Annotated in this window: 19 protein-coding genes; 8 read left to right on the plus strand and 11 right to left on the minus strand. The window is 69.9% G+C overall.

Annotation, left to right across the window (positions count from 1 at the left end):
* Together WBA97_RS29520 and phoU are read left to right on the plus strand one after the other, a co-directional pair.
* The coding region (locus tag WBA97_RS29520) for an LCP family protein (protein WP_424234225.1) at nt 1–2,906 on the plus strand (2,906 nt) is incomplete at its 5' end.
* An 80-nt stretch (nt 2,907–2,986) separates the two neighbouring features.
* Nucleotides 2,987–3,652: a phosphate signaling complex protein PhoU gene (gene phoU / locus WBA97_RS29525; RefSeq protein WP_424234226.1), complete on the plus strand. Its 666-nt coding sequence runs from the start codon at nt 2,987–2,989 to the stop codon at nt 3,650–3,652.
* On the opposite strand, the gene WBA97_RS29530 is transcribed toward phoU, so the two are convergent.
* From WBA97_RS29530 to WBA97_RS29575, 10 genes are all read right to left on the minus strand, one after another.
* On the minus strand, nt 3,649–4,419 hold the full coding sequence (locus WBA97_RS29530; RefSeq protein ID WP_424234227.1) for an ESX secretion-associated protein EspG: 771 nt from the start codon (nt 4,417–4,419) through the stop codon (nt 3,649–3,651). The two genes, phoU and WBA97_RS29530, sit on opposite strands and share 4 nt — an antisense overlap.
* Nucleotides 4,419–6,176 (minus strand): PPE domain-containing protein, encoded by a 1,758-nt coding sequence (locus WBA97_RS29535; protein ID WP_424234228.1) that lies wholly within the window; start codon nt 6,174–6,176, stop codon nt 4,419–4,421. Before WBA97_RS29535 ends, WBA97_RS29530 begins: the two co-directional genes overlap by 1 nt.
* A gap of 9 nt (nt 6,177–6,185) precedes the next feature.
* Entirely contained in the window at nt 6,186–6,755 is a 570-nt protein-coding gene (locus WBA97_RS29540) for a DUF3558 family protein (protein ID WP_424234229.1), read from the minus strand.
* Complete coding sequence (locus WBA97_RS29545) at nt 6,748–7,131, minus strand: hypothetical protein (RefSeq protein WP_424234230.1); 384 nt, start codon at nt 7,129–7,131, stop codon at nt 6,748–6,750. The genes WBA97_RS29540 and WBA97_RS29545 overlap by 8 nt, the downstream gene beginning before the upstream one ends.
* Nucleotides 7,132–7,363: 232 nt before the next feature.
* The gene (gene pstB / locus WBA97_RS29550; RefSeq protein WP_424234231.1) at nt 7,364–8,143 is read right to left on the minus strand and encodes a phosphate ABC transporter ATP-binding protein PstB; all 780 of its coding nucleotides are present in this window, start codon (nt 8,141–8,143) and stop codon (nt 7,364–7,366) included.
* A gap of 26 nt (nt 8,144–8,169) precedes the next feature.
* On the minus strand, nt 8,170–9,261 hold the full coding sequence (pstA, locus tag WBA97_RS29555; protein ID WP_424234232.1) for a phosphate ABC transporter permease PstA: 1,092 nt from the start codon (nt 9,259–9,261) through the stop codon (nt 8,170–8,172).
* The gene (pstC, locus tag WBA97_RS29560) at nt 9,261–10,244 is read right to left on the minus strand and encodes a phosphate ABC transporter permease subunit PstC (protein WP_424234233.1); all 984 of its coding nucleotides are present in this window, start codon (nt 10,242–10,244) and stop codon (nt 9,261–9,263) included. Before pstC ends, pstA begins: the two co-directional genes overlap by 1 nt.
* A gap of 90 nt (nt 10,245–10,334) precedes the next feature.
* Nucleotides 10,335–11,435, minus strand: coding sequence for a phosphate ABC transporter substrate-binding protein PstS (gene pstS, locus WBA97_RS29565; RefSeq protein WP_424234234.1), 1,101 nt, complete (start codon nt 11,433–11,435; stop codon nt 10,335–10,337).
* A gap of 171 nt (nt 11,436–11,606) precedes the next feature.
* Complete coding sequence (mshD, locus tag WBA97_RS29570; RefSeq protein ID WP_424234300.1) at nt 11,607–12,473, minus strand: mycothiol synthase; 867 nt, start codon at nt 12,471–12,473, stop codon at nt 11,607–11,609.
* Nucleotides 12,474–12,632: 159 nt separating this feature from the next.
* Complete coding sequence (locus WBA97_RS29575; protein ID WP_424234235.1) at nt 12,633–13,355, minus strand: winged helix-turn-helix transcriptional regulator; 723 nt, start codon at nt 13,353–13,355, stop codon at nt 12,633–12,635.
* Nucleotides 13,356–13,637: 282 nt separating this feature from the next.
* On the opposite strand from WBA97_RS29575, the gene WBA97_RS29580 reads away from it, so the two are divergent.
* From WBA97_RS29580 to WBA97_RS29605, 6 genes are all read left to right on the plus strand, one after another.
* On the plus strand, nt 13,638–14,519 hold the full coding sequence (locus tag WBA97_RS29580; RefSeq protein ID WP_424234236.1) for a DUF2993 domain-containing protein: 882 nt from the start codon (nt 13,638–13,640) through the stop codon (nt 14,517–14,519).
* Between the two features lie 13 nt (nt 14,520–14,532).
* Complete coding sequence (locus WBA97_RS29585; RefSeq protein WP_424234237.1) at nt 14,533–14,940, plus strand: TlpA family protein disulfide reductase; 408 nt, start codon at nt 14,533–14,535, stop codon at nt 14,938–14,940.
* Between the two features lie 287 nt (nt 14,941–15,227).
* Entirely contained in the window at nt 15,228–15,671 is a 444-nt protein-coding gene (locus tag WBA97_RS29590) for a DUF4395 domain-containing protein (RefSeq protein ID WP_424234238.1), read from the plus strand.
* A complete protein-coding gene (locus WBA97_RS29595) occupies nt 15,668–16,510 on the plus strand; it encodes a sulfurtransferase (protein WP_424234239.1) in 843 nt (280 codons plus the stop codon). The genes WBA97_RS29590 and WBA97_RS29595 overlap by 4 nt, the downstream gene beginning before the upstream one ends.
* 23 nt (nt 16,511–16,533) lie before the next feature.
* Nucleotides 16,534–16,845 carry a DUF1416 domain-containing protein gene (locus WBA97_RS29600; RefSeq protein ID WP_424234240.1) on the plus strand — a complete coding sequence of 104 codons (312 nt, stop codon included), beginning with the start codon at nt 16,534–16,536 and terminating at the stop codon, nt 16,843–16,845.
* A gap of 161 nt (nt 16,846–17,006) precedes the next feature.
* Complete coding sequence (locus WBA97_RS29605; RefSeq protein WP_424234241.1) at nt 17,007–17,642, plus strand: FABP family protein; 636 nt, start codon at nt 17,007–17,009, stop codon at nt 17,640–17,642.
* Here WBA97_RS29605 and WBA97_RS29610 read toward each other — a convergent pair.
* A complete protein-coding gene (locus WBA97_RS29610; protein WP_424234242.1) occupies nt 17,639–18,481 on the minus strand; it encodes an aminodeoxychorismate lyase in 843 nt (280 codons plus the stop codon). The two genes, WBA97_RS29605 and WBA97_RS29610, sit on opposite strands and share 4 nt — an antisense overlap.
* Between the last annotated feature and the right edge of the window lie 81 nt (nt 18,482–18,562).

Raw genomic sequence — 18,562 nt, forward strand, 5'->3', positions numbered from 1 at the left:
CCCCTCACCCCGGCGAGGCCGCCCGCAACGGCCGCCGCGCGGCGGAGACTCCCGGTTTCCCGTCGGACGCTCCCCACCCCGGTGACGGCACCCGGAACAGCTTCTTCGCGGTCGGCGAGCCACCGGCCTTCCCGCACGACGCCCGCACCGGTGAGGCCCCCGCACTGCCCGGCGCCCGCACAGGTGACGCCCCGGTACTGCCCGGTGCCCGCAACGGCCGCCGCGACGCGTTCCCGCCCGCCGCCCCCGGTGAGGGCTCCGCCCCTCGCGCCCGACGAGGCGCCCGTCCCGGCAACGCCACCCCCGAGGCGTTCCTGCCCGAGGCCCCCGGCGAAGGGTCCGGCCCCCGCTCCCGCCGAGGCGCACCCCGCCCCGGCAACGCCGCGCCCGACCCATTCCTGCCGGACGCCCCCGGTGAGGGCTCCGGGCCCCGGTCCCGCCGCGTCGGCCCCCACCCCGGTGAGGCGGCGCGCAACGGCCGCCGCGACGCCACCCACGGCGCGTTCCTGCCCGACGCTCCCGGCGAAGGCTCCGCGTTCTTCCCGAACACCTCCCACGCCCCGGGCGAGGCCTCCGCGCACCACGCCATCCCGGGCGAGGCTCCCAGCCCGCTCCCGCGCCGGGGCGGCCGCCGGGCGGGCGAATCGTCCGCCCACCACGCCATCCCAGAGGACCCGCGCACCACCCGCCGCCCGGGTGAGGCCTCGGCCCACCTCCCGATTCCCGGTGGCCCGAACGGTTTCCCACCCGACGGCCGCCGTGTCGGCGAGACCTCGGCCCACTACCCGGTGCCCGGCGACCCCAACGGCTTCCCCCGCGACCGCGCGGGTGAGGCGCCCGCACGCTTCGCGATTCCCGGCGAGCCCCCCGTCTTCCCCCGCGACGACGCCCCCCTCAACGGCCGCCGCGCAGGCGAGACCTCCGCGCACTACCCGGTGCCCGGGCACGACCCCCGTCGCCAGGGCCCGCCGACGCCACCTCCCGGGCAGTGGCCAGCGGAGTCGCTGTCCGACCCTCGGCTGCCCCCGGTGGCCGGCGACGCCCCCGAGGCCCCGTCCCGGCCCATGACCACCGGTGTCCCGCCGGTTCCGCCGCCGCTGCCGCCGCGCGGTGACGACGACCTCGTCTCGATGACCACCGAGATGGAGGCCATCGGCGAGGAGGTGCAGAAGCGGCGCTCGATCGACCACACGCTCGCGCGCTTCTCCGCCGTCCACGACGAGATCAAGGCCGAGGAGCGGGAGAAGAAGGCCAAGCGCCGCAAGCTCCGGCCGTGGCAGAACGACGACACCGAGATGGACCGCCTCGACGAGCTGGACGCGCAGCAGTCGATGGCGATGCAGATCCCCGCCGTCCCGAGGGACGACGAGGACGAGCCGGAGGAAGAAGACCCCAAGAAGGCCCGCCAGCGCAAGAAGAAGCTGCGCAAGAAGTTACGCGGCCGGACGGCGGGCAAGGCGTTCGTGGTGTTCTTCGCAGGGCTCGTGTTCGTCGGCACCGCGACCGGCTGGAGTTTCAAGGCCTACCTGGAGGGCGAATCGCAGACCGTCGACGCGCTCGACCTCGAGTCCAAGGCCATCCAGGACGCCGACGCGCAGCTGGGTGACGAGAACTTCCTGCTCGTCGGCTCCGACACCCGCTCGGGTGCGGCCGCCGGGGATGGCGTCGGCGACGAGAACACGATCCAGGGCGCGCGGTCCGACACCGTGATGATCGCGCACATCCCCAAGAACCGGCAGCGGGTCGTGGTCGTCTCCTTTCCGCGCGACCTCGAGGTGACCCGCCCGGCCTGCCAGGGCTGGGACGCCAAGACCGGCGAGCTGAACGCCGAGCAGCACCCGGCCGAGGAACAGGTCAAGATCAACACGGCCTACCAGGTCGGCGGGCCCAAGTGCGTGACGAAGATGGTGCAGGAGCTGTCCGGCCTCGCCATCAACCACTTCGTGGGCATCGACTTCCACGGCTTCAAGGACATGGTCGACGCGGTCGAGGGCGTCGAGGTCTGCGTCGAGCGGCCGATGAAGGACGAGACTCTCGGCACGATCGTGTCGGAGGCGGGCAAGAACGTGCGGCTCACCGGCGACCAGGCGCTGAACTTCGTGCGTGCCAGGAAGGTCGAGGGTGACGGCACCTCCGACTACGGCCGCATCATCCGCCAGCAGCGGTTCCTGTCCTCCCTGCTGCGCAAGGCGATGTCGGGTGAGGTGCTGTTGAACCCCGGCAAGCTGACCGACTTCGTCGACGCGTTCTCGAAGGCCACGTTCGGTGACAACGTCGGCGTGGACCAGCTGTTCATGCTCGGCCAGTCGATGCAGGGCGTCGAGGCGGGCCGGGTCACGTTCATCACCGTGCCGACCGTCGGCGAAGCCAACGACCGAGGCAACGAGGACCTCCTCACCGACGACACGAACGCGCTCTTCGAGGCGATCCGCCAGGACACCCCGCTCCCCGGCGAGACCCCGCCCAAGCCCGCCGACGACGCGTCGCAGAAGACGGCGCAGCAGTCCGGCCTCAAGCAGGACGAGCCGCAGGGCCCTGTCGACCCGAAGACCATCAAGATCCAGGTGCTGAACGGCGGCAACGAGACCGGCGGCATCGCGGGCGACACCGCGGACGCGCTCGCCGAGTACGGCTTCCAGATCATGCGCGTCGACCCGGCACCGGAGAACATCGATAAGCCGTCGATCATCAAGCACAGCAAGGAACGCACCGCCGAGGCGCAGACACTGCAGGCCGCGGTCCCTGGCTCGCAGCTGGTCGAGGACGCGTCGGTGGGGGGCGCGATCCTGCTGGTCGTCGGCCCCGGCTTCGACGGCGAGGTCGTGTCGCCCAACGGCGGCGGCAAGCCGGTCGAGGTGCCCGAGAACCTGTCGACGGTCAACGCGGGCGACGGTTCCTGCGCGTAGCACCCATTGGTGGCCTCGGGTTCACCGGGGATTCATCCGGGAATCCGGTTGCCGTGTGTAGGCGCCCGTAGGCTGTCGCCATGCGTGAGGCCTACCATGTCGAACTCGGTCAGCTCGCGGAAGAGCTGGCCAACATGTGCTCCATGTCCGCGACCGCGATGGAGCTCGCCACCCGGGCGCTGCTGGACACCGATCTCGGCCTCGCCGAACAGGTGATCGGCGACGACGTCAAGATCGACGACGCCAGGTCGTCCTGCGAGGAGCACGCCTACGCGCTCCTCGCGCTGCAGGCGCCGGTGGCGACCGACCTCCGCACGGTCCTCGCCGCCATCCACGCCGCGGAGAGCCTCGAGCGGATGGGTGACCTGGCGCTGCACGTGGCGAAGGCCGCACGCCGCCGTCACCCGAACCCGGTGCTGCCGGACCCGGTGCGACCGTACTTCGCCGAGATGGGGCGCCTGGCGGGCGAGCTGGCCCGCGACGCGGAGCAGGTCATCCTGAACAAGGACATCGACCAGGCCCGCTCGCTGGAGCAGGCCGACGACGAGATGGACGACCTCCACCGCCACCTGTTCTCGGTGATCATGGACAAGGACTGGCCGCACGGCGTCGCGGCCGCGGTGGACGTCACCCTGCTCGGCCGGTTCTACGAGCGCTTCGCCGACCACGCGGTATCGGTCGCCAAGCGCGTGGTGTTCGTGGTGACCGGCCGCATGCCGGGCTACGTGGAGGACGAGGACGTCTAGCGGGTCACCGGGGCCACCGACTCGATCATCTCGCCGAGCGTCGACGCCAGGCGGGCCGAGTCGGCCGGGCTGAACGTGCTGCGTACCTGACCGTCGTCGCCGACCGGCCGCGACAGCGTCAGGTACCGGCCCGCGTCCGTGTCGATCCACGTCAGGTTGCCGCCACGCAGCTCCTTGCCGGTGCGCCGGTCGCGCCCGGAGACGGAGAAGAACCCCGTCCCGGTGCGCGGCCTGGCGAGGTAGCTCGCGGCGATCCGCATCTGCTGGTCGTTGCCGCTACCGCCGTGTATCCGCGTCAGGACGTCGTCCTGCTCGGACTGGACCGGCCCGGGGCGGGTGACGGTCACCGACTGGCCGGGGCCCGCCGCCACCTTCGGCAGCAGCCCGACCAGCGAGATGGCCAGCGCGGTGGGCCGGATCGGCTCCAGCCGGAACTTCTCGCCCTCCTTGGCCGCGAGCACCCCCGTCTCACCGTTGGTGGCGGCCCGCGCGTACACCTTCCGCGTCTTCTCGGCCGTGCCCATCACGGCCACCGAGATCACCGGCTGCGACAGGACCTTGAACGCACGCGTCAGGTCCGGGTCGATGTCGGTGCCGCGGATCAGGCCGCGCCTGCCCAGGTCCAGGAACACCTCGCGGGCGATGCGCTGCCGGTCGACCTGGAACTCACCGAAGCTCGGGATGTCGAACGGAAACTGCCGGACGTTGGCGTCGAGCGTCTGCGCGAGCACATCCACCTCGGCCAGCGTGAGCAAGTAACCGGCCATCACTCACCGATCACCGGCGGCGCGGTCATCTGGTCGGTGCCGAACACGGCGTCCGGGTCGCCCTCGACCAGGAACGACGGTCGCTTGTGCTCGTCGTCCTCCTCGCCATCGCCACGGCGGCCGCCGAGTGGCCCTCCCATGCCGCCCGCACCACCGCGGCCCGCCGCGCCCGCGGCACCGCCACGCACGGGCGCACCCTCTCCGAGCGCACCGCCCGAGCCCATGCCGCCTGCACCGAGACCACGGCCGGGCGCACCCTGACCGCCGCCCGCGCCGGAACCACTGCCGCCACCGCCCACGCCGGAACCACTGCCACCGCCGGGGCCACCGCCGCTGCCGCTGCCGAAGCCACCTGAGCCGGGGCCACCGCCGAAACCACCCCGTCCGCCGAAGTTGCCGCCTCCGCCGCCTCCGCCGCGGCCGCCGTAGCTACCGCCACCGCCTCGGCCGCGGTCGAAGTCGCCGCCGTTCGGTCCGGGCAGGCCGGTGACCGGGAGCGGCGGGACCGACGGGTTCTGGCCGAACTGGTTGCCACCACCGCCACCCCCGCCACCGGGGAACTGGCCGGGACCTGGCAGTACGGGCACGTCGCCGCTCGGGGTGGTGCCGCTGCCGCCCGGACCGTTCGGGCCGCCGGGGATGGTCGGGACACCGGGGATGTTCGGGCCGCCGGGGCCGTTGGGTCCGCCAGGTCCGTTCGGGCCGCCCGGGTTACCGGGGTTGCCGGGGCCGGGCGTGCCGGGTGGCACGGTCGGCACGCCCGGGTTGCCCGGGTTGCCGCTGCCTGGCGGGTTGCCGCTGCCCGACGGCGTGAAGCCGCCGGGGTCGTTCGTGCCCGGGGTGTTCGTGCCGATCGGGCCGACGTTCGAGTTCTCGATGTTCGTCGTGCCCGTCGAACTGCTGGACAGCGTCGGCGGCGGACCGAACGCGGGCATGGTGCTCGCGCCGGACAGGCCGCTGTCGTAGGTGTCGACGACGCCGGCGGCGCGCTCGTGCGCGGCCTGCTGCGCGTCGTACTGCGCCTGGTAGTCGTCGAGCTTGCGGATCAGCTCGAACGGGTTCGACTCGGACTGCAGGTCCGCGTTGGCGGCGTCGATGTCGAAGTCCACCGGCTCCGGCATCTCCCGCTTCGCCTGGGCGAGCGCGGACGCCTGCAGGTTCGTCTGCGTGCCGGCCAGCTGCGCGCTCTGGCCCGCGTCGCCGACCCAGTTGCCGACCTGCGCCATGAACGTCCGCGCCGAGTCACCGGCCGAGCCCTGCCAGTCGCCCTCGCTGTTGTTGATGGCCGACGCGACACCGGACTGGAAGCGGGTCATCGCGTTGCCCGCCGAGATCCACAGGTCCCCGGACTCGCCGACGGCGTCAGGGTTCACGTCCTCGGTGACCATGGTCTTGAGCTGCGGATGCGGCGTCGACATGTAGTTGGCGCTCATCATGACCGGGCCCTCACGGGTCTGCACACCCTGCGCGAGCTCGGCCGCGCGTGTGTTCATCTCCGTGTTGTACGTGTCCTCCACGCGGTTGCCATGGTTGAACATGTCGATCAGCCGGTCCAGCACCGATCCCTGGTCGACCGCGCGGTCCACCTGGGTCTCGGCGTCCTGCTCGGTCTCCTCGCCGGTCTGCGTGGTCTGGTGCCGGTCGATGTAGGTCGAGCGGCTCGAGTCCCGGGTGGAGTCGTAGTACGGGCTCGACCGGTCGTAGTTCGGGCTGTACGGATCGGACACATCGTCCCGTGACTGGTGATTTGTGACCATCGCGTGTCCTCAGGGCAGTTTCGGTTCGACGAGTGCGGCGAGCTGCGCCGCGAGCTGGCATCCCTGCTGCTGGTCGCCGCCGACGGCGGTGTTGTCCACCCGCGACGACTCCCCGACACCGAGGCTGACCCCGCAGCCGCCTGCCGGGCCGATGAACGACGCCGCGTCGTGCGCGCCGATCTTCGGCAGTTGCGTAACGCTGGTGCCGACGATGTCGGAGAGGCCTCGGGTGTCGAACAGCTCGACGGAGACGGTGAAGCTCTCGTTGAGCGTCGCCCCGTCGTGCCGGTAGCGGCAGACCCTGGCCTCGCCGAGCGTCTTGCCCTCACCGCCGGTGAGGCCGAGCGAGCCGAGCGCGGCCTGGTCGACGAGCCCGCACGGGTCGACGTCGGCGAGGCCGCCCGGTTCGTCGTCGGGTGTCGACGGTTCGCTCGAGTCCGTCGGCGCGTCCGGATCGGTGGTGATGGTCCGCTCCGCGGTGCTGTCGCCGTCCGGGGTCGGGCTGCCCTGGGTCTGCTCCGCGCAGCCGGCCAGGAGAAGCAGGAGAGCGGCGGTCGCCGCCAGTAGCGGTCTAGACACGGAAGTTGCTCTCGACGGATGACTCGATGTGCCGGTAGTTGTTCATCGCGCCGATCACGCCTGCCTCCGCGTCGACGAGCGAGGCGCGGAACTGCGCCAGCATGGTGAGGAAGCCCTCCTGGTCGGTGGCGACCTCGGTGACGTACGGCTTCATCGCCTCGGCGCCGTGGCTCGTGCCGAGCGGGGGCTGCTGGGCGAGCGTGCCGAGGTCGGCGAGGTTGTCGTCGACCCACTTGGCCATCTCGCGGATGGCCACCAGCAGCGCCTTGCCGCCCGTCTCGTTGACGGCGAACGATCCGTCCGCGGCGGCCTGCTTCAGCCCGTTCATGGAGGCGGCCATCGCCGCCATCCCTCCGCCACCACCTGCGTCAAGCATCGCCCCACCCTTCGGAGTCGACCCCAAATCGACCACATTCTGACGCAATCCGGCCCACAAGGGTTCCCCAAAGTAAACGCCAACTCCGCGTGTCCAACGCCAACGACCCGCGTGTCCAACCGAGATGACCAGCAGTTCGACCAAACCCCATAACGTCGTTATGCGAGTGGGTTCAACTCGGGGGTCGTGCGGGTTGGACACGCGGGTCGTGCGGGTCGGACACGCGGGGTTGTCAGCCGAAGCGGCCGGAGATGTAGTCCTCCGTGGCCTTCTGGTTCGGGTTCGAGAAGATCTTTTCCGTCGCGTCCATCTCGATCAGCTTGCCCGGCTGGCCGACGCCCGCCAGGTTGAAGAACGCGGTCTGGTCGCTGACGCGGGCGGCCTGCTGCATGTTGTGGGTGACGATGACGATCGTGTAGTCCTGCTTCAGCTTGCCGATCAGGTCCTCGATCGCGAGCGTCGAGATCGGGTCCAGCGCCGAGCACGGCTCGTCCATCAGCAGCACGTCCGGCTGCACGGCGATCGCGCGGGCGATGCACAGGCGCTGCTGCTGCCCACCGGACAGCGACGAACCCGGCTTGTTGAGGCGGTCCTTCACCTCGTTCCACAGGTTCGCCCCGCGCAGGGACGTCTCGACGACCTCGTCCGCCTCCGCCTTCGACATGCGCTTGTTGTTGAGCTTCATGCCTGCGAGCACGTTGGCGTGGATCGACATGGTCGGGAACGGGTTTGGCCGCTGGAAGACCATGCCGATCGACCGGCGCACCTGCACGGGGTCGACGCCGCGGCCGTACAGATCCTCGCCGTCGAGCGCGATCTTGCCCTCGATGTACGCCCTCGGGATCACCTCGTGCATCCGGTTGAGGGATCGCAGCACGGTCGACTTGCCGCACCCGGACGGGCCGATGAGGGCCGTCACCGCACGCGGCTCGACCGCCATGGACACACCTTCGACGGCCTTGAACTCGCCGTAGTAGATGTTGAGGTCGGAGATGTCCAGTCGCTTGGCCATGACTTTGTGTGCCTGTCTTCCTTGTCCTACCGGCGGCCGGTCTTGGGGGCGAAGAACCGCGAGATGAGCCTGGCGATCAGGTTGAGCAGCATCACGATGATGATCAGCGTCAGTGCCGCGGCCCATGCCCGGTCGTAGTTGATGGTGGTGATCCCGTTGGGCGCGAGGCCCTGGCTGTACTGGCGGAACACGTACACCGGCAGCGTCATCATGCGACCGTCGAACAGGTCGTAGTTCGCCGAGTTGGCGAACCCGGCGGTGATGAGCAGCGGCGCCGTCTCACCGATGACCCGCGCGATGGCGAGCGTGACACCGGTGACCAGGCCCGCGGCGGCCGTACGCAGCACGACCTTCATGATGGTCAGCCATTTCGGCACCCCCAGCGCGTACGCGGCCTCACGCAGCTCGTTCGGCACGAGCTTGAGCATCTCCTCGGACGCGCGCACGACCACCGGGATCATCAGCACGGCCAGCGCCACCGAGCCCGCCGCGCCCATCCGGACGCCCGGTCCGAAAATCAGCGCGAACAGCGCGTAGGCGAACAGGCCCGCGACGATCGACGGGATGCCGGTCATGACGTCCACGAAGAAGGTGATCGTCCTGCCCAGCCGCGTCGGCCCGTACTCCACCAGGTAGATGGCGGTCAGCAGGCCGATCGGCACCGAGATGACCGTCGCGAACGCGGTGATCTCCAGCGTGCCGATGATCGCGTGGTACGCGCCGCCCGCGTCCATGCCGCCGAACACGCCACGCATCGTGTACGTGAGGAAGTACAGGTCGAACCGGCCGATGCCCGCCGACACGACCGTCCACAAGAGACTGATCAGCGGGATCAGCGCGAGCACGAACGCGCTGTACATCAGGGTGGTCGCGAAGCGGTCCTTCGAGGCCCGGCCACCCTCGACGATCCTGGACGTGATCAGCAGCGCCACCGCGTACAGGACCGTGCCGAGCACCACCGTGAGCGGGATGCCGAACGAGCCTGCCGCGGCCAGCAGCCCGGCCGTCACCGCGACCGACGCCGCGAACATCGCGATCGGCGCGTACCTCGGCAGCTTGCCCGCGGTCAGGCTGACGCGCGCCAGCGACGGCGAAGGCGGGCTCTCTACCGACGTCATCAGTTGGCCCCCGAGAACTCCGCGCGCCGGGACACGATCCACCGGGCGAACATGTTGACAAGAAGGGTGATCACGAACAACACCAGGCCGGTGAAGATCAGGACGTTCACGCCGAGCCCGGACGCCTCGGGGAACTTGAGCGCGATGTTGGCTGCGATGTTCTGCTGCTGGCCCGGCTGCAGGATGAAGATCGAGTACATGAGGCCGGGCGAGAGGACCATGGCGACGGCCATGGTCTCGCCGAGCGCGCGGCCGAGGCCGAGCATGGTGGCCGACACGATGCCGGACCGCGCGAACGGCAGCACCGCCATGCGGATCATCTCCCAGCGGGTCGCGCCGAGCGCGAGCGCGGCCTCCTCGTGCAGCGTGGGCGTCTGCAGGAAGATCTCGCGGGACACGGCCGTGATGATCGGCAGGATCATCACGGCGAGCACGATGCCCGCGGTGAAGATCGTGCGTGCCGGGTCGGCGGCGGGGCCCGCGAACAGCGGGATCCAGCCGAAGTAGGTGGTCAGCCACTCCGTGAACGGGAAGATCTTCGGCATCAGCCAGAGCGCGCCCCACAGGCCGTAGACGACGCTGGGGATGGCGGCGAGCAGGTCGATGACGTAGCCGAGCCCGGACGCGACCCGCCTCGGCGCGTAGTGCGAGATGAACAACGCGACCCCGATGGCGATCGGGGTCGCGATGACGAGCGCGATGAGCGCGGCGAGGATCGTGCCGAACACGAGCGGTCCGACGTACCCGAGCAGCGAGTGGCCACCCAGCCAGCTGACCGTGTCGGTCAGTTCCTCACTGGGCGTGGCCAACGCGGGCCAGCCCTGGACGATCAGGAAGACGGCGACGGCGGCGAGTACGACGAGGATGAGGACGCCGGCGTACTTCGCGCTCGTGGAGAAGACGCGGTCGCCTGGTCGCTGGGGTGGACGCTGCTCGGCCGACGACTTGCGGTGCTTCGCCTTCGGCTCGTCCGTTGTGGTCACTGTGCGGTCTCCGTGGACAGGGAGTGACGGACCTGGCGCGGTGGGCGGCCACGTTCTCGCGACCGCCCACCAGGGCCGATGTGGACCGTACTAGGCGATGGACTTCAGGGCCGCTTCAACTTCGGTGCGCAGTGCGTCCGAGATCGGCGCGGAGCCGGCCTCGTCGGCGGCGACCTGCTGGCCCTCCGCGCTCGCGATGTAGGTCACGTACGCCGTCACGAGGTCGCCCTGGGCGGTGTCCTCGTACTTCGAGCAGACGACGATGTAGGAGACCAGCACCAGCGGGTAGGCGCCGTCGGTGGTGGTGTCGCGTTTGAGGTCGATCGCCAGGGCGTGCTCCGGCAGCCCCTCCTTCTTCGGCGACTCCTCGACGACCTTCGCAGCACCTTCGGCGGTCGGCTCGACGAACTTCTCGCCGACCTTGATCTTGGCGACACCCAGGCTGCCCGCCTGGCTGTGGTCGGCGTAGGCGATGGTGCCCTTGCCGCCCTGGACCGTCTGCACGACACCGGAGGTGCCCTGCGCGGACTGGGTGCCCTGGCGCGGCCAGTCACCGCTCGGCTCGTGCGGCCAGTCGGCACCCGCGGTCTTCGAAAGGTACTCGGTGAAGTTCTTCGTGGTGCCCGACTCGTCGGAGCGGTTCACCGGCGTGATCGCGAGGTCCGGCAGGGTCGCGCCTGCGTTGTCCGCCGCGATCGCCGGGTCGTTCCACTTGGCGATCTTGCCGTCGAAGATCTTCGCGATCGTCGATGGCGCGAGGTTCAGCTCCTTGACCTCGGGGAGGTTGTAGACCACCGCGATCGGGCTGATGTAGAGCGGCAGGTCGTACGCGTCGCCGCCCGCGCAGCGGTCCTTGGCCTTGGCGCGCTCCTCCTCGTCGAGCGCCGAGTCCGAACCGGCGAACGCGACGCCGCCGTCGAGGAACGCGGTGCGGCCGCCGCCGGAGCCGACGGGGTCGTAGGAGAGATCGACGTCCGGGTTCTGCGCCATGAACTTCGCGGCCCAGGCGTTCTGCGCGGACTCCATGGAGGTGGCACCGGAACCGGCGAGAGTGCCCGACAGGCTCGACTCGCTGACGTTGTCCCCGCCGCCGCTTCCGGAGTCGGCCGCTGGGTCGTTTCCACAGGCTGTCAGCGCCAGGGCGCCGGCAGTGACGATGGCCGCGATACGGCCATAGCGGATGCGCTTCACTGGATCCTCTCGGGGCAACTCGTGAGTCACTACTGCTCGCACACGCTTGTCAGCGGGTGCAGCGCGGACGCTAGGGAGCGGGAGTGGACAACCCCGGGTATCCAGGTGAACGCAAGATGAACAACGCCGGATTGTGACTTTTGTTGCTAACGGTAACGGTGATCGGCCTATTTACCGTTGGTACGCGACGTTGTTGTACGCGAGGGTGAACCCCAGACGGGTGTACACGGCCAGCGCGGGCGCGTTGTCTGACTCCACGTACAGGATGATCTCCGGCACGCCCCGTCCCCGCAGGTGGTGGAGGCCGGCGAGGGTCAGCGCCCTGCCCAGCCCACCACCCTGCGCGGCCGGATGGATGCCGACGACGTAGACCTCGCCGGTGCCGTCGGGGTGCACCTTGGTCCAGTGGAAACCGACGACCTTGTCGTCCTCGTCGACGGCGAGGAAGAACCCCGCGGGGTCGAACCAGGCCTCCTTTTCCGTGGCCTCGACATCGGCGACGGTGAGCATGCCCTGCTCGGGATGCCAGTCGAAGGCCGCCTTGTTCACGTCGACCATGGCCCGCTCGTCCTGGCCGGGCACGAAGGTGCGCAGCGTGACACCCGGCCGGGGGCTCGTCCGCTCCGGCAGTTCGACGCTGTTGTCGAGTCGCATCTGGTACAGCTCGCGGACCCTGGTCAGGCCCTTGGCGGCCGCGATCCGCGCCGCGCCGGGGTGGTCGCGGTGGGACCACAGGCGCAGCGGGCCGTCGATGGTGAGGACCTCGTCGACCAGCGCGGTGCCGATGCCCCGCCGCCGGTGGCCGGGGTGGACGAACAGCTCGACGATCCGGTTGCCGAACGAGTCGCCACGCGAGTCGACATGCGCGTACCCGAGCGTCTCGTCGCCATCCCGGGCGATCAGGTGCCGCCCGGCACGGAACTCGGCGGGCAGCGACCCGTCCTCGGTGTCTTCCGGCGAACCGTCCTCGGCCCGCACGGCTGCCAGCAGCCCGGAAATGGTGTCGTCCGCGTCATCCGACCAGATCAGCTTCACAATCCGACCGTACCGGCGCAGCTCAACTCACCGAAACCGCGACGATGCCAACCCCCACCCGTTCCCGGGGGCGTCCCGCCATGCCAGTTTACCGGCTGGCGCTGACAATGCGGCGTTGTCGATCTTGACTGTGGATAACTGGTGCGGTTGTGGACAACCGGGTCAGTTGACCTCGACCGGCTCGGCGATCGGCTCGCTCGCGGCGAGCTGCGCCTTGGGCGGCTGCACGAACTTGTAGCCGACGTTGCGGACGGTGCCGATCATCTGCTCGTGCTCGGTGCCGAGCTTGGCGCGCAGGCGCCGGACGTGCACGTCGACGGTCCTGGTGCCGCCGAAGAAGTCGTAGCCCCACACCTCCTGCAGCAGCTGCGCGCGGGTGAACACCCGGCCCGCGTGCTGCGCGAGGTACTTCAGCAGCTCGAACTCCTTGTACGTGAGGTCGAGCGGGCGGCCACGCAGCCGCGCCATGTAGGTCGCCTCGTCGATGACCAGCTCGCCGAGCCGCAGTGCGCCGTCGGCGCCGGGGGCGCCCGCGGGGCCACGCGTGGTCAGCAGGCGCAGCCTTGCGTCCACCTCGGCGGGGCCCGCGGTCGGCAGGAGAATGTCATCCACGCGCCATTCCGAGTTGACGGCGACGAGACCGCCCTCGTTGACGATCGCGATGACCGGGGCGCTGTCGCCACCACTCGTGAGGAGCCTGCAGAGGCCCTTCGCGGCGGCGAGGTCGGTACGCGCGTCGACCAGCACGACGTCCCGGGACCCGGCCTCGAGGAGGGCGGTGACCTCGGGCGCCTGGGTGCGCACGTGGTGGGGCAACAACATCAGTGACGGCACAACCGAGCCCGGCGTTGGGTCCGCGGTGAGCAGCAGCAGGTCGAGGCTCATAAGGGGCCCGCCTCTCTGGAAACGCTCCGTGGCTTTCCGGGAGAATAGCCGGTGTGCCGAGCAAATGTCCTGGTCGTGACACCTGCGTCACACGTCTGCACCAACACGCGAGCGGCGGCCTGGGACTGACGGGACTGATGTGGCGGACCGAAACATGGACGTAACGTCGGCGACCGCATCGCCCCCACCCCGGTGCCACTCGTGCACGGGACCGAGGATCATTTACCTGCCGGCTGACTGGCTTCACACCAACACCAGAGAGCGATTGGCAGTATGACGACGATGACGACAGAGACAGCGTCCCGGCCCGCGCCTCGCAAGCGCAGGAAGACGGTCCGCAGACTCGTCATCACCCTGGTCGTGCTGCTGGGCCTGCTCGTGGTCGCGGACTTCGGCGCCGCCGCCGTGTTCGAGTACCAGGTGTCCAAGCGGGCCCGTGACCAGTTCCACCTCGCCGACGACCCGTCGGTCAAGGTCGGCGGCTTCTCGTTCCTCGCGCAGGCGATCTCCGGCGAGTACGGCCACGTGATGATCGACGCGAAGGGCGTGCCCGTCGAGGACACGCTGCGCGACCTCGAGGTGCACATCGAGCTGCGGGACGTGCAGGCGCCGCTGGGTGACCTGGTGTCCGGCTCGCTCAAGGAGGTCCTGGTCCGCGAGGTCGAGGGGCAGGTCAAGGTCAAGGCGTCGGACGTGAACCGCGCGGTCGCCGAGAACGAGAACGCCGCGATCCGGTCCATCACGAACCTCACGATCGACCCGGTCAGCGAGCAGGACGTCGTCACCAACCCGGACGACCGCACGGACGCCGAGCAGGAGGCGGCCGACCGCGCGGCGGAGGCGGAGATCGAGGACACCACCGCGGGCGCCCGGATCTGCGCGACCGTCGACATCGGCGGCGAGGAGACCGAGCTGTGCGCGTTCGGCATCATCTCGCTGGTCGACGCCAAGATGACCTTCACGCCGGGCCGTCTCGAACTGCGGAACTCGGTGCTGGGCAGCGGTGAGCTGCCACCGGTCCTCGACGCCGCCGCCAAGCAGGCGCTGACCTTCACCCTCGACCCCGGCGAGCTGCCGTTCACCGTCACACCCACAGCGGTCACTGTGGACTCCGGCGTACTGTCGGTAAAAGGCACGGCGATCGACGTGGTGCTTGGCGGCTAGCAGGGAGCTGGGCATGACCGGGGTGCTGGTGCTGGTGGGCACACTCGTGCTCGCCACGGTCGCCGGCCTGGTCATGAAGTCCCGCAACGGTCGCGTGAGGACCACCTCGGCCTCGAACCTGCCGCCCGACGTCCAGGCTGTGCTCTCGCCGGGCAAGGTCACGCTGGTCCAGCTGTCCACTGTGTTCTGCGCGCCGTGCAGGCACACGCGGGTGCTGCTGTCCGACCTGGCGTCCCGCACGGACGGGCTGCACCACACGGAGCTGGACCTCACCGAGCGACCGGAGCTGGCGAAGGAGCTGTCGGTGCTGCGGACGCCGACGACGCTGGCCATCGACCGGTCGGGTACCGAGATCCTGAGGGTCGGCGGGGTCCCCAGGCGGGACCGGCTTCTTGCCGCGCTCCGGCCCCACCTGACCTGAGCACAACCGGCTCGGAAACCCCACGTCAGGGGCCCGGACGACTCCCGGCTTGCTCACCTCGGTCAAGAGCCGCCGAGTCCGTCTCACCACGTGGACGCCTCAGCCCAGTAACAGGGATGCGGCGGTAATGTGCTAGTCGTGAACACCTTGCTGACCAGGCGCCGCGCGGTTGATTACTGCCGCGTCGACTCCAGCCTGTGTCTGGCAACTGACTGACCCGGACGGCCCCCTGTCTCCATGGCCGCCGTCCGGCTGGTTCCCCAGCCGTGCAGTCAGGAGGTGCCGCCATGTCCGCTGGACCGTCCCAGGTCGACCCCCGAGGGCCACGCTTCGCCGCGTGGGTCACCACCGTGGTGCTCGCGGCCGTGCTGGTCACCGGGTGGTGGCCGTTGCTCGCCGCACAGGGCGTGGTGTTCGCCATCGGCGCGTTCGCCGGGTTCGGTGTCGCGCCCTACTTGATCCTCTACCGCGCGTTCGCCGCGCCAAGGCTCGGGCCGACCGACGAGCGGGAGGACACCGCCCCGCTGCGGTTCGCGCAGGGTGTCGGGTTCGGGTTCGCCGTGGTGGGCGTGCTCGGTTACGCGACCGGCCTTACCGCGCTCGGCATCGTGGCGACGGCGTTCGCGCTGGCTGCCGCGTTCCTGAACGCGGCGTTCGCGTTCTGTCTCGGCTGCGAGACCTATCCGCTGATCCGTCGATTCACCCCAGAGAAGGAGAGAGCGCTCCGATGAGCCGCGAAGACGTGCTGGTGACGGCCGAGTGGGCCGAGAACAACCTGGAGACCGCCGGGGTGGTGTTCGTCGAGGTCGACGAGGACACCTCCGCGTACGACGGCGGGCACATCCCCGGCGCGGTGAAGATCGACTGGAAGACCGAGCTGCAGGACACGGTGCGCCGTGACTTCGTGGACCGTGCGGGCTTCGAGAAGCTGCTGTCCGCCAAGGGCATCAGCAACGACGACCGCGTGATCCTGTACGGCGGCAACAACAACTGGTTCGCCGCGTACGCGTACTGGTATTTCAAGCTGTACGGCCACCAGGCGGTGCAGCTGCTCGACGGTGGCCGCAAGAAGTGGGAGCTCGACGGGCGCCCGCTGTCCAAGGACGTCGTGACCCGCGCCGAGACCGAGTACAAGGCGCAGGAGCAGGACTCCGCGATCCGCGCGTTCCGCGACGAGGTCGTCGAGGCCATCAACGCCAAGAACCTGGTCGACGTGCGGTCGCCGGACGAGTTCTCCGGCAAGCTGCTCGCCCCCGCCCACCTGCCGCAGGAGCAGGCGCAGCGGGCGGGCCACATCCCGTCGGCGATCAACGTGCCGTGGAGCAAGGCGGCCAACGAGGACGGCACGTTCCGCTCCTCCGACGAGCTGCGTGAGCTGTACAAGGAAGCCGGGATCGACGAGGGCAAGGCCACCATCGCCTACTGCCGCATCGGTGAGCGCAGCTCGCACACGTGGTTCGCACTGCACGAGCTGCTCGGCTACTCGGATGTCAAGAACTACGACGGGTCCTGGACCGAGTACGGCTCACTCGTGGGCGTGCCGGTCGAGATCGGCCCCGGCACCAACTGAGGGTTCCCGAAGGAGAGACACGCATGGCCAACGACGGTTGCGGCGCACCAGAGCAGACCGCAGTACTGCCCTCGGGCATCGACCTCGGCAAGGAGATCGTGCTCGGCGGCAAGGTGACCGCGGACGGTGCGCCCATCGGCGGCGCGTACGTCCGGCTGCTCGACGCGAACGGCGAGTTCACCGCCGAGGTGGTGTCCTCGGAGGACGGCGACTTCCGGTTCTTCGCCGCGCCGGGCCAGTGGACGGTGCGCGCACTGCACCGTTCCGGCAACGGAGAGGCCAGGGTGACCGCCGACGGACCAGGCCTGCACCCGGTGGCCGTGTCGGTCGCCTGAGAGCTTTACCCCGAAAACGCGGGGCGGCCTGAAGTCGGCCGCCCCGCGTTGCCATATCCTCACCGGGTGGAACTGCTCGTCACCCTGTCGCTGATCGCGGCCGCACTCGCCGGCGCCGTCCTGCTCGGCCGTCTGGCCGTGCACGTTCGCGGGGCACGCTCATGACCACTCCTGACCAGCCCGTTCCCGGCAGCGGCGACGAGGCCGTGCGGGTGGCCGCCGAACGCGCGAACACCACCCGCGAGCGCAACCTCCCGCTGTGGCCGGACCTGCCGATCCCCGGCGACACCGCGAACCTGCGCGAGGGCGCCAACCTGCACGACGCGCTGCTGCCACTGCTGCCGCTGATCGGCGTGTGGCGCGGCGAGGGCGAGGTCGTGTACCCGACGATCGAGTCGCAGCACTTCGGCCAGCAGATCGTGTTCGCGCACGACGGCAGGCCCTTCGTGTACTACGAGAGCCGCGCGTGGCTCCTCGACGCGGACGGCAAGGTGATCCGGCCAGCCGCCCGCGAGATGGGCTGGTGGCGCCCCCAGCCCGACGGGACGATCGAGCTACTGCTCACCCACGCGACCGGCGTGATCGAGATCTACTACGGCGAGTCGAGGACGCAGACCTCCTGGGAGCTGGCCACGGACGTCACCATGCGGACGGCATCGGCCAAGGAGGTCAACGGCGCGAAGCGGCTGTACGGCCTGGTCAACAACGGCGACCTGGCCTACGTCGAGGAACGCGCCATGGTCGGCCAGCCTCTGCAGCCGCACACCTCCGCGTACCTACGCCGGATCGCGGGCTAATACTCCGACTCGTACAGCGCGTTCAGCTCCGTGTGCAGCTCCGCTGTGTCCGGCAGGGCAACCCCGTCCAGCGTGCGCACCCGAGTGATCTTGCGGACGCTCGACGCCAGGAAGACGCCATCGGCGTCCCGCAGCTCCCGCACGGTCAGCGGCTCGACCTTCGTCACCCAGCCCGCGCGCTCCGCCGCACGGAACAGCGCCCCCTGCGTGGTGCCCTTCAGAATCCCGCTCGACGGCGGCGTGGTGCGGAGCGTCCTGCCGGTCGCGATGACGACCGTCGACGTCGGACCCTCCAGCACCGAACCGTCCGCCGCCACGAAGATCACCTCGGTCGCGCCGACCGACTCCGCGTGCCGGAGGGCCGCCATGTTCACCGCGTACGACAACGACTTCGCACCCAGCAGCAGCCACGGCGCGCGGGAAACGATCTCCGGGTCGTAGCCGCGGTCGAGCAGCACCGCGTCGACTCCCGACGACCGGGCGGCGAGGACCTTCTCGCCGATCGACAGCCCCATCGCGTAGCCGGTCGGTGAGCCGTCGCCGAACTCCGGGCCGCGGGTGTAGATGAGCTTCAGCGCCATCTCGCCGTCGCCGTGCCAGTTGTCCAGCACCACCTGGACGCAGCGCTCCCACTGCGCACGATCGGGTACCGGGAGCTGCAGCATGGCGGCCGAGTAGGCGAGGCGATCGAGGTGCGGGCCCAGCTCGCGGGGCTTGCCGTCCACCACGAGGATCGTCTCGAAGACGCCGTCGCCGCGAGTGATGCCCAGGTCGTCCACCCGGATCAGCGGAGTCTCCGGATCGGTAAGTGTTCCGTCGAGCATCGCCAGCACGCGCATGGGGAAAGCGTACGCGGGCCTACGATCGGTGTTGTGGAGACCAACATCCAGGAGGAACGGGCGCAGCTGAAGTCCACGCTG

The organism is Actinophytocola sp. (assembly GCF_049647105.1).
Lineage (GTDB): Bacteria > Actinomycetota > Actinomycetes > Mycobacteriales > Pseudonocardiaceae > Actinophytocola.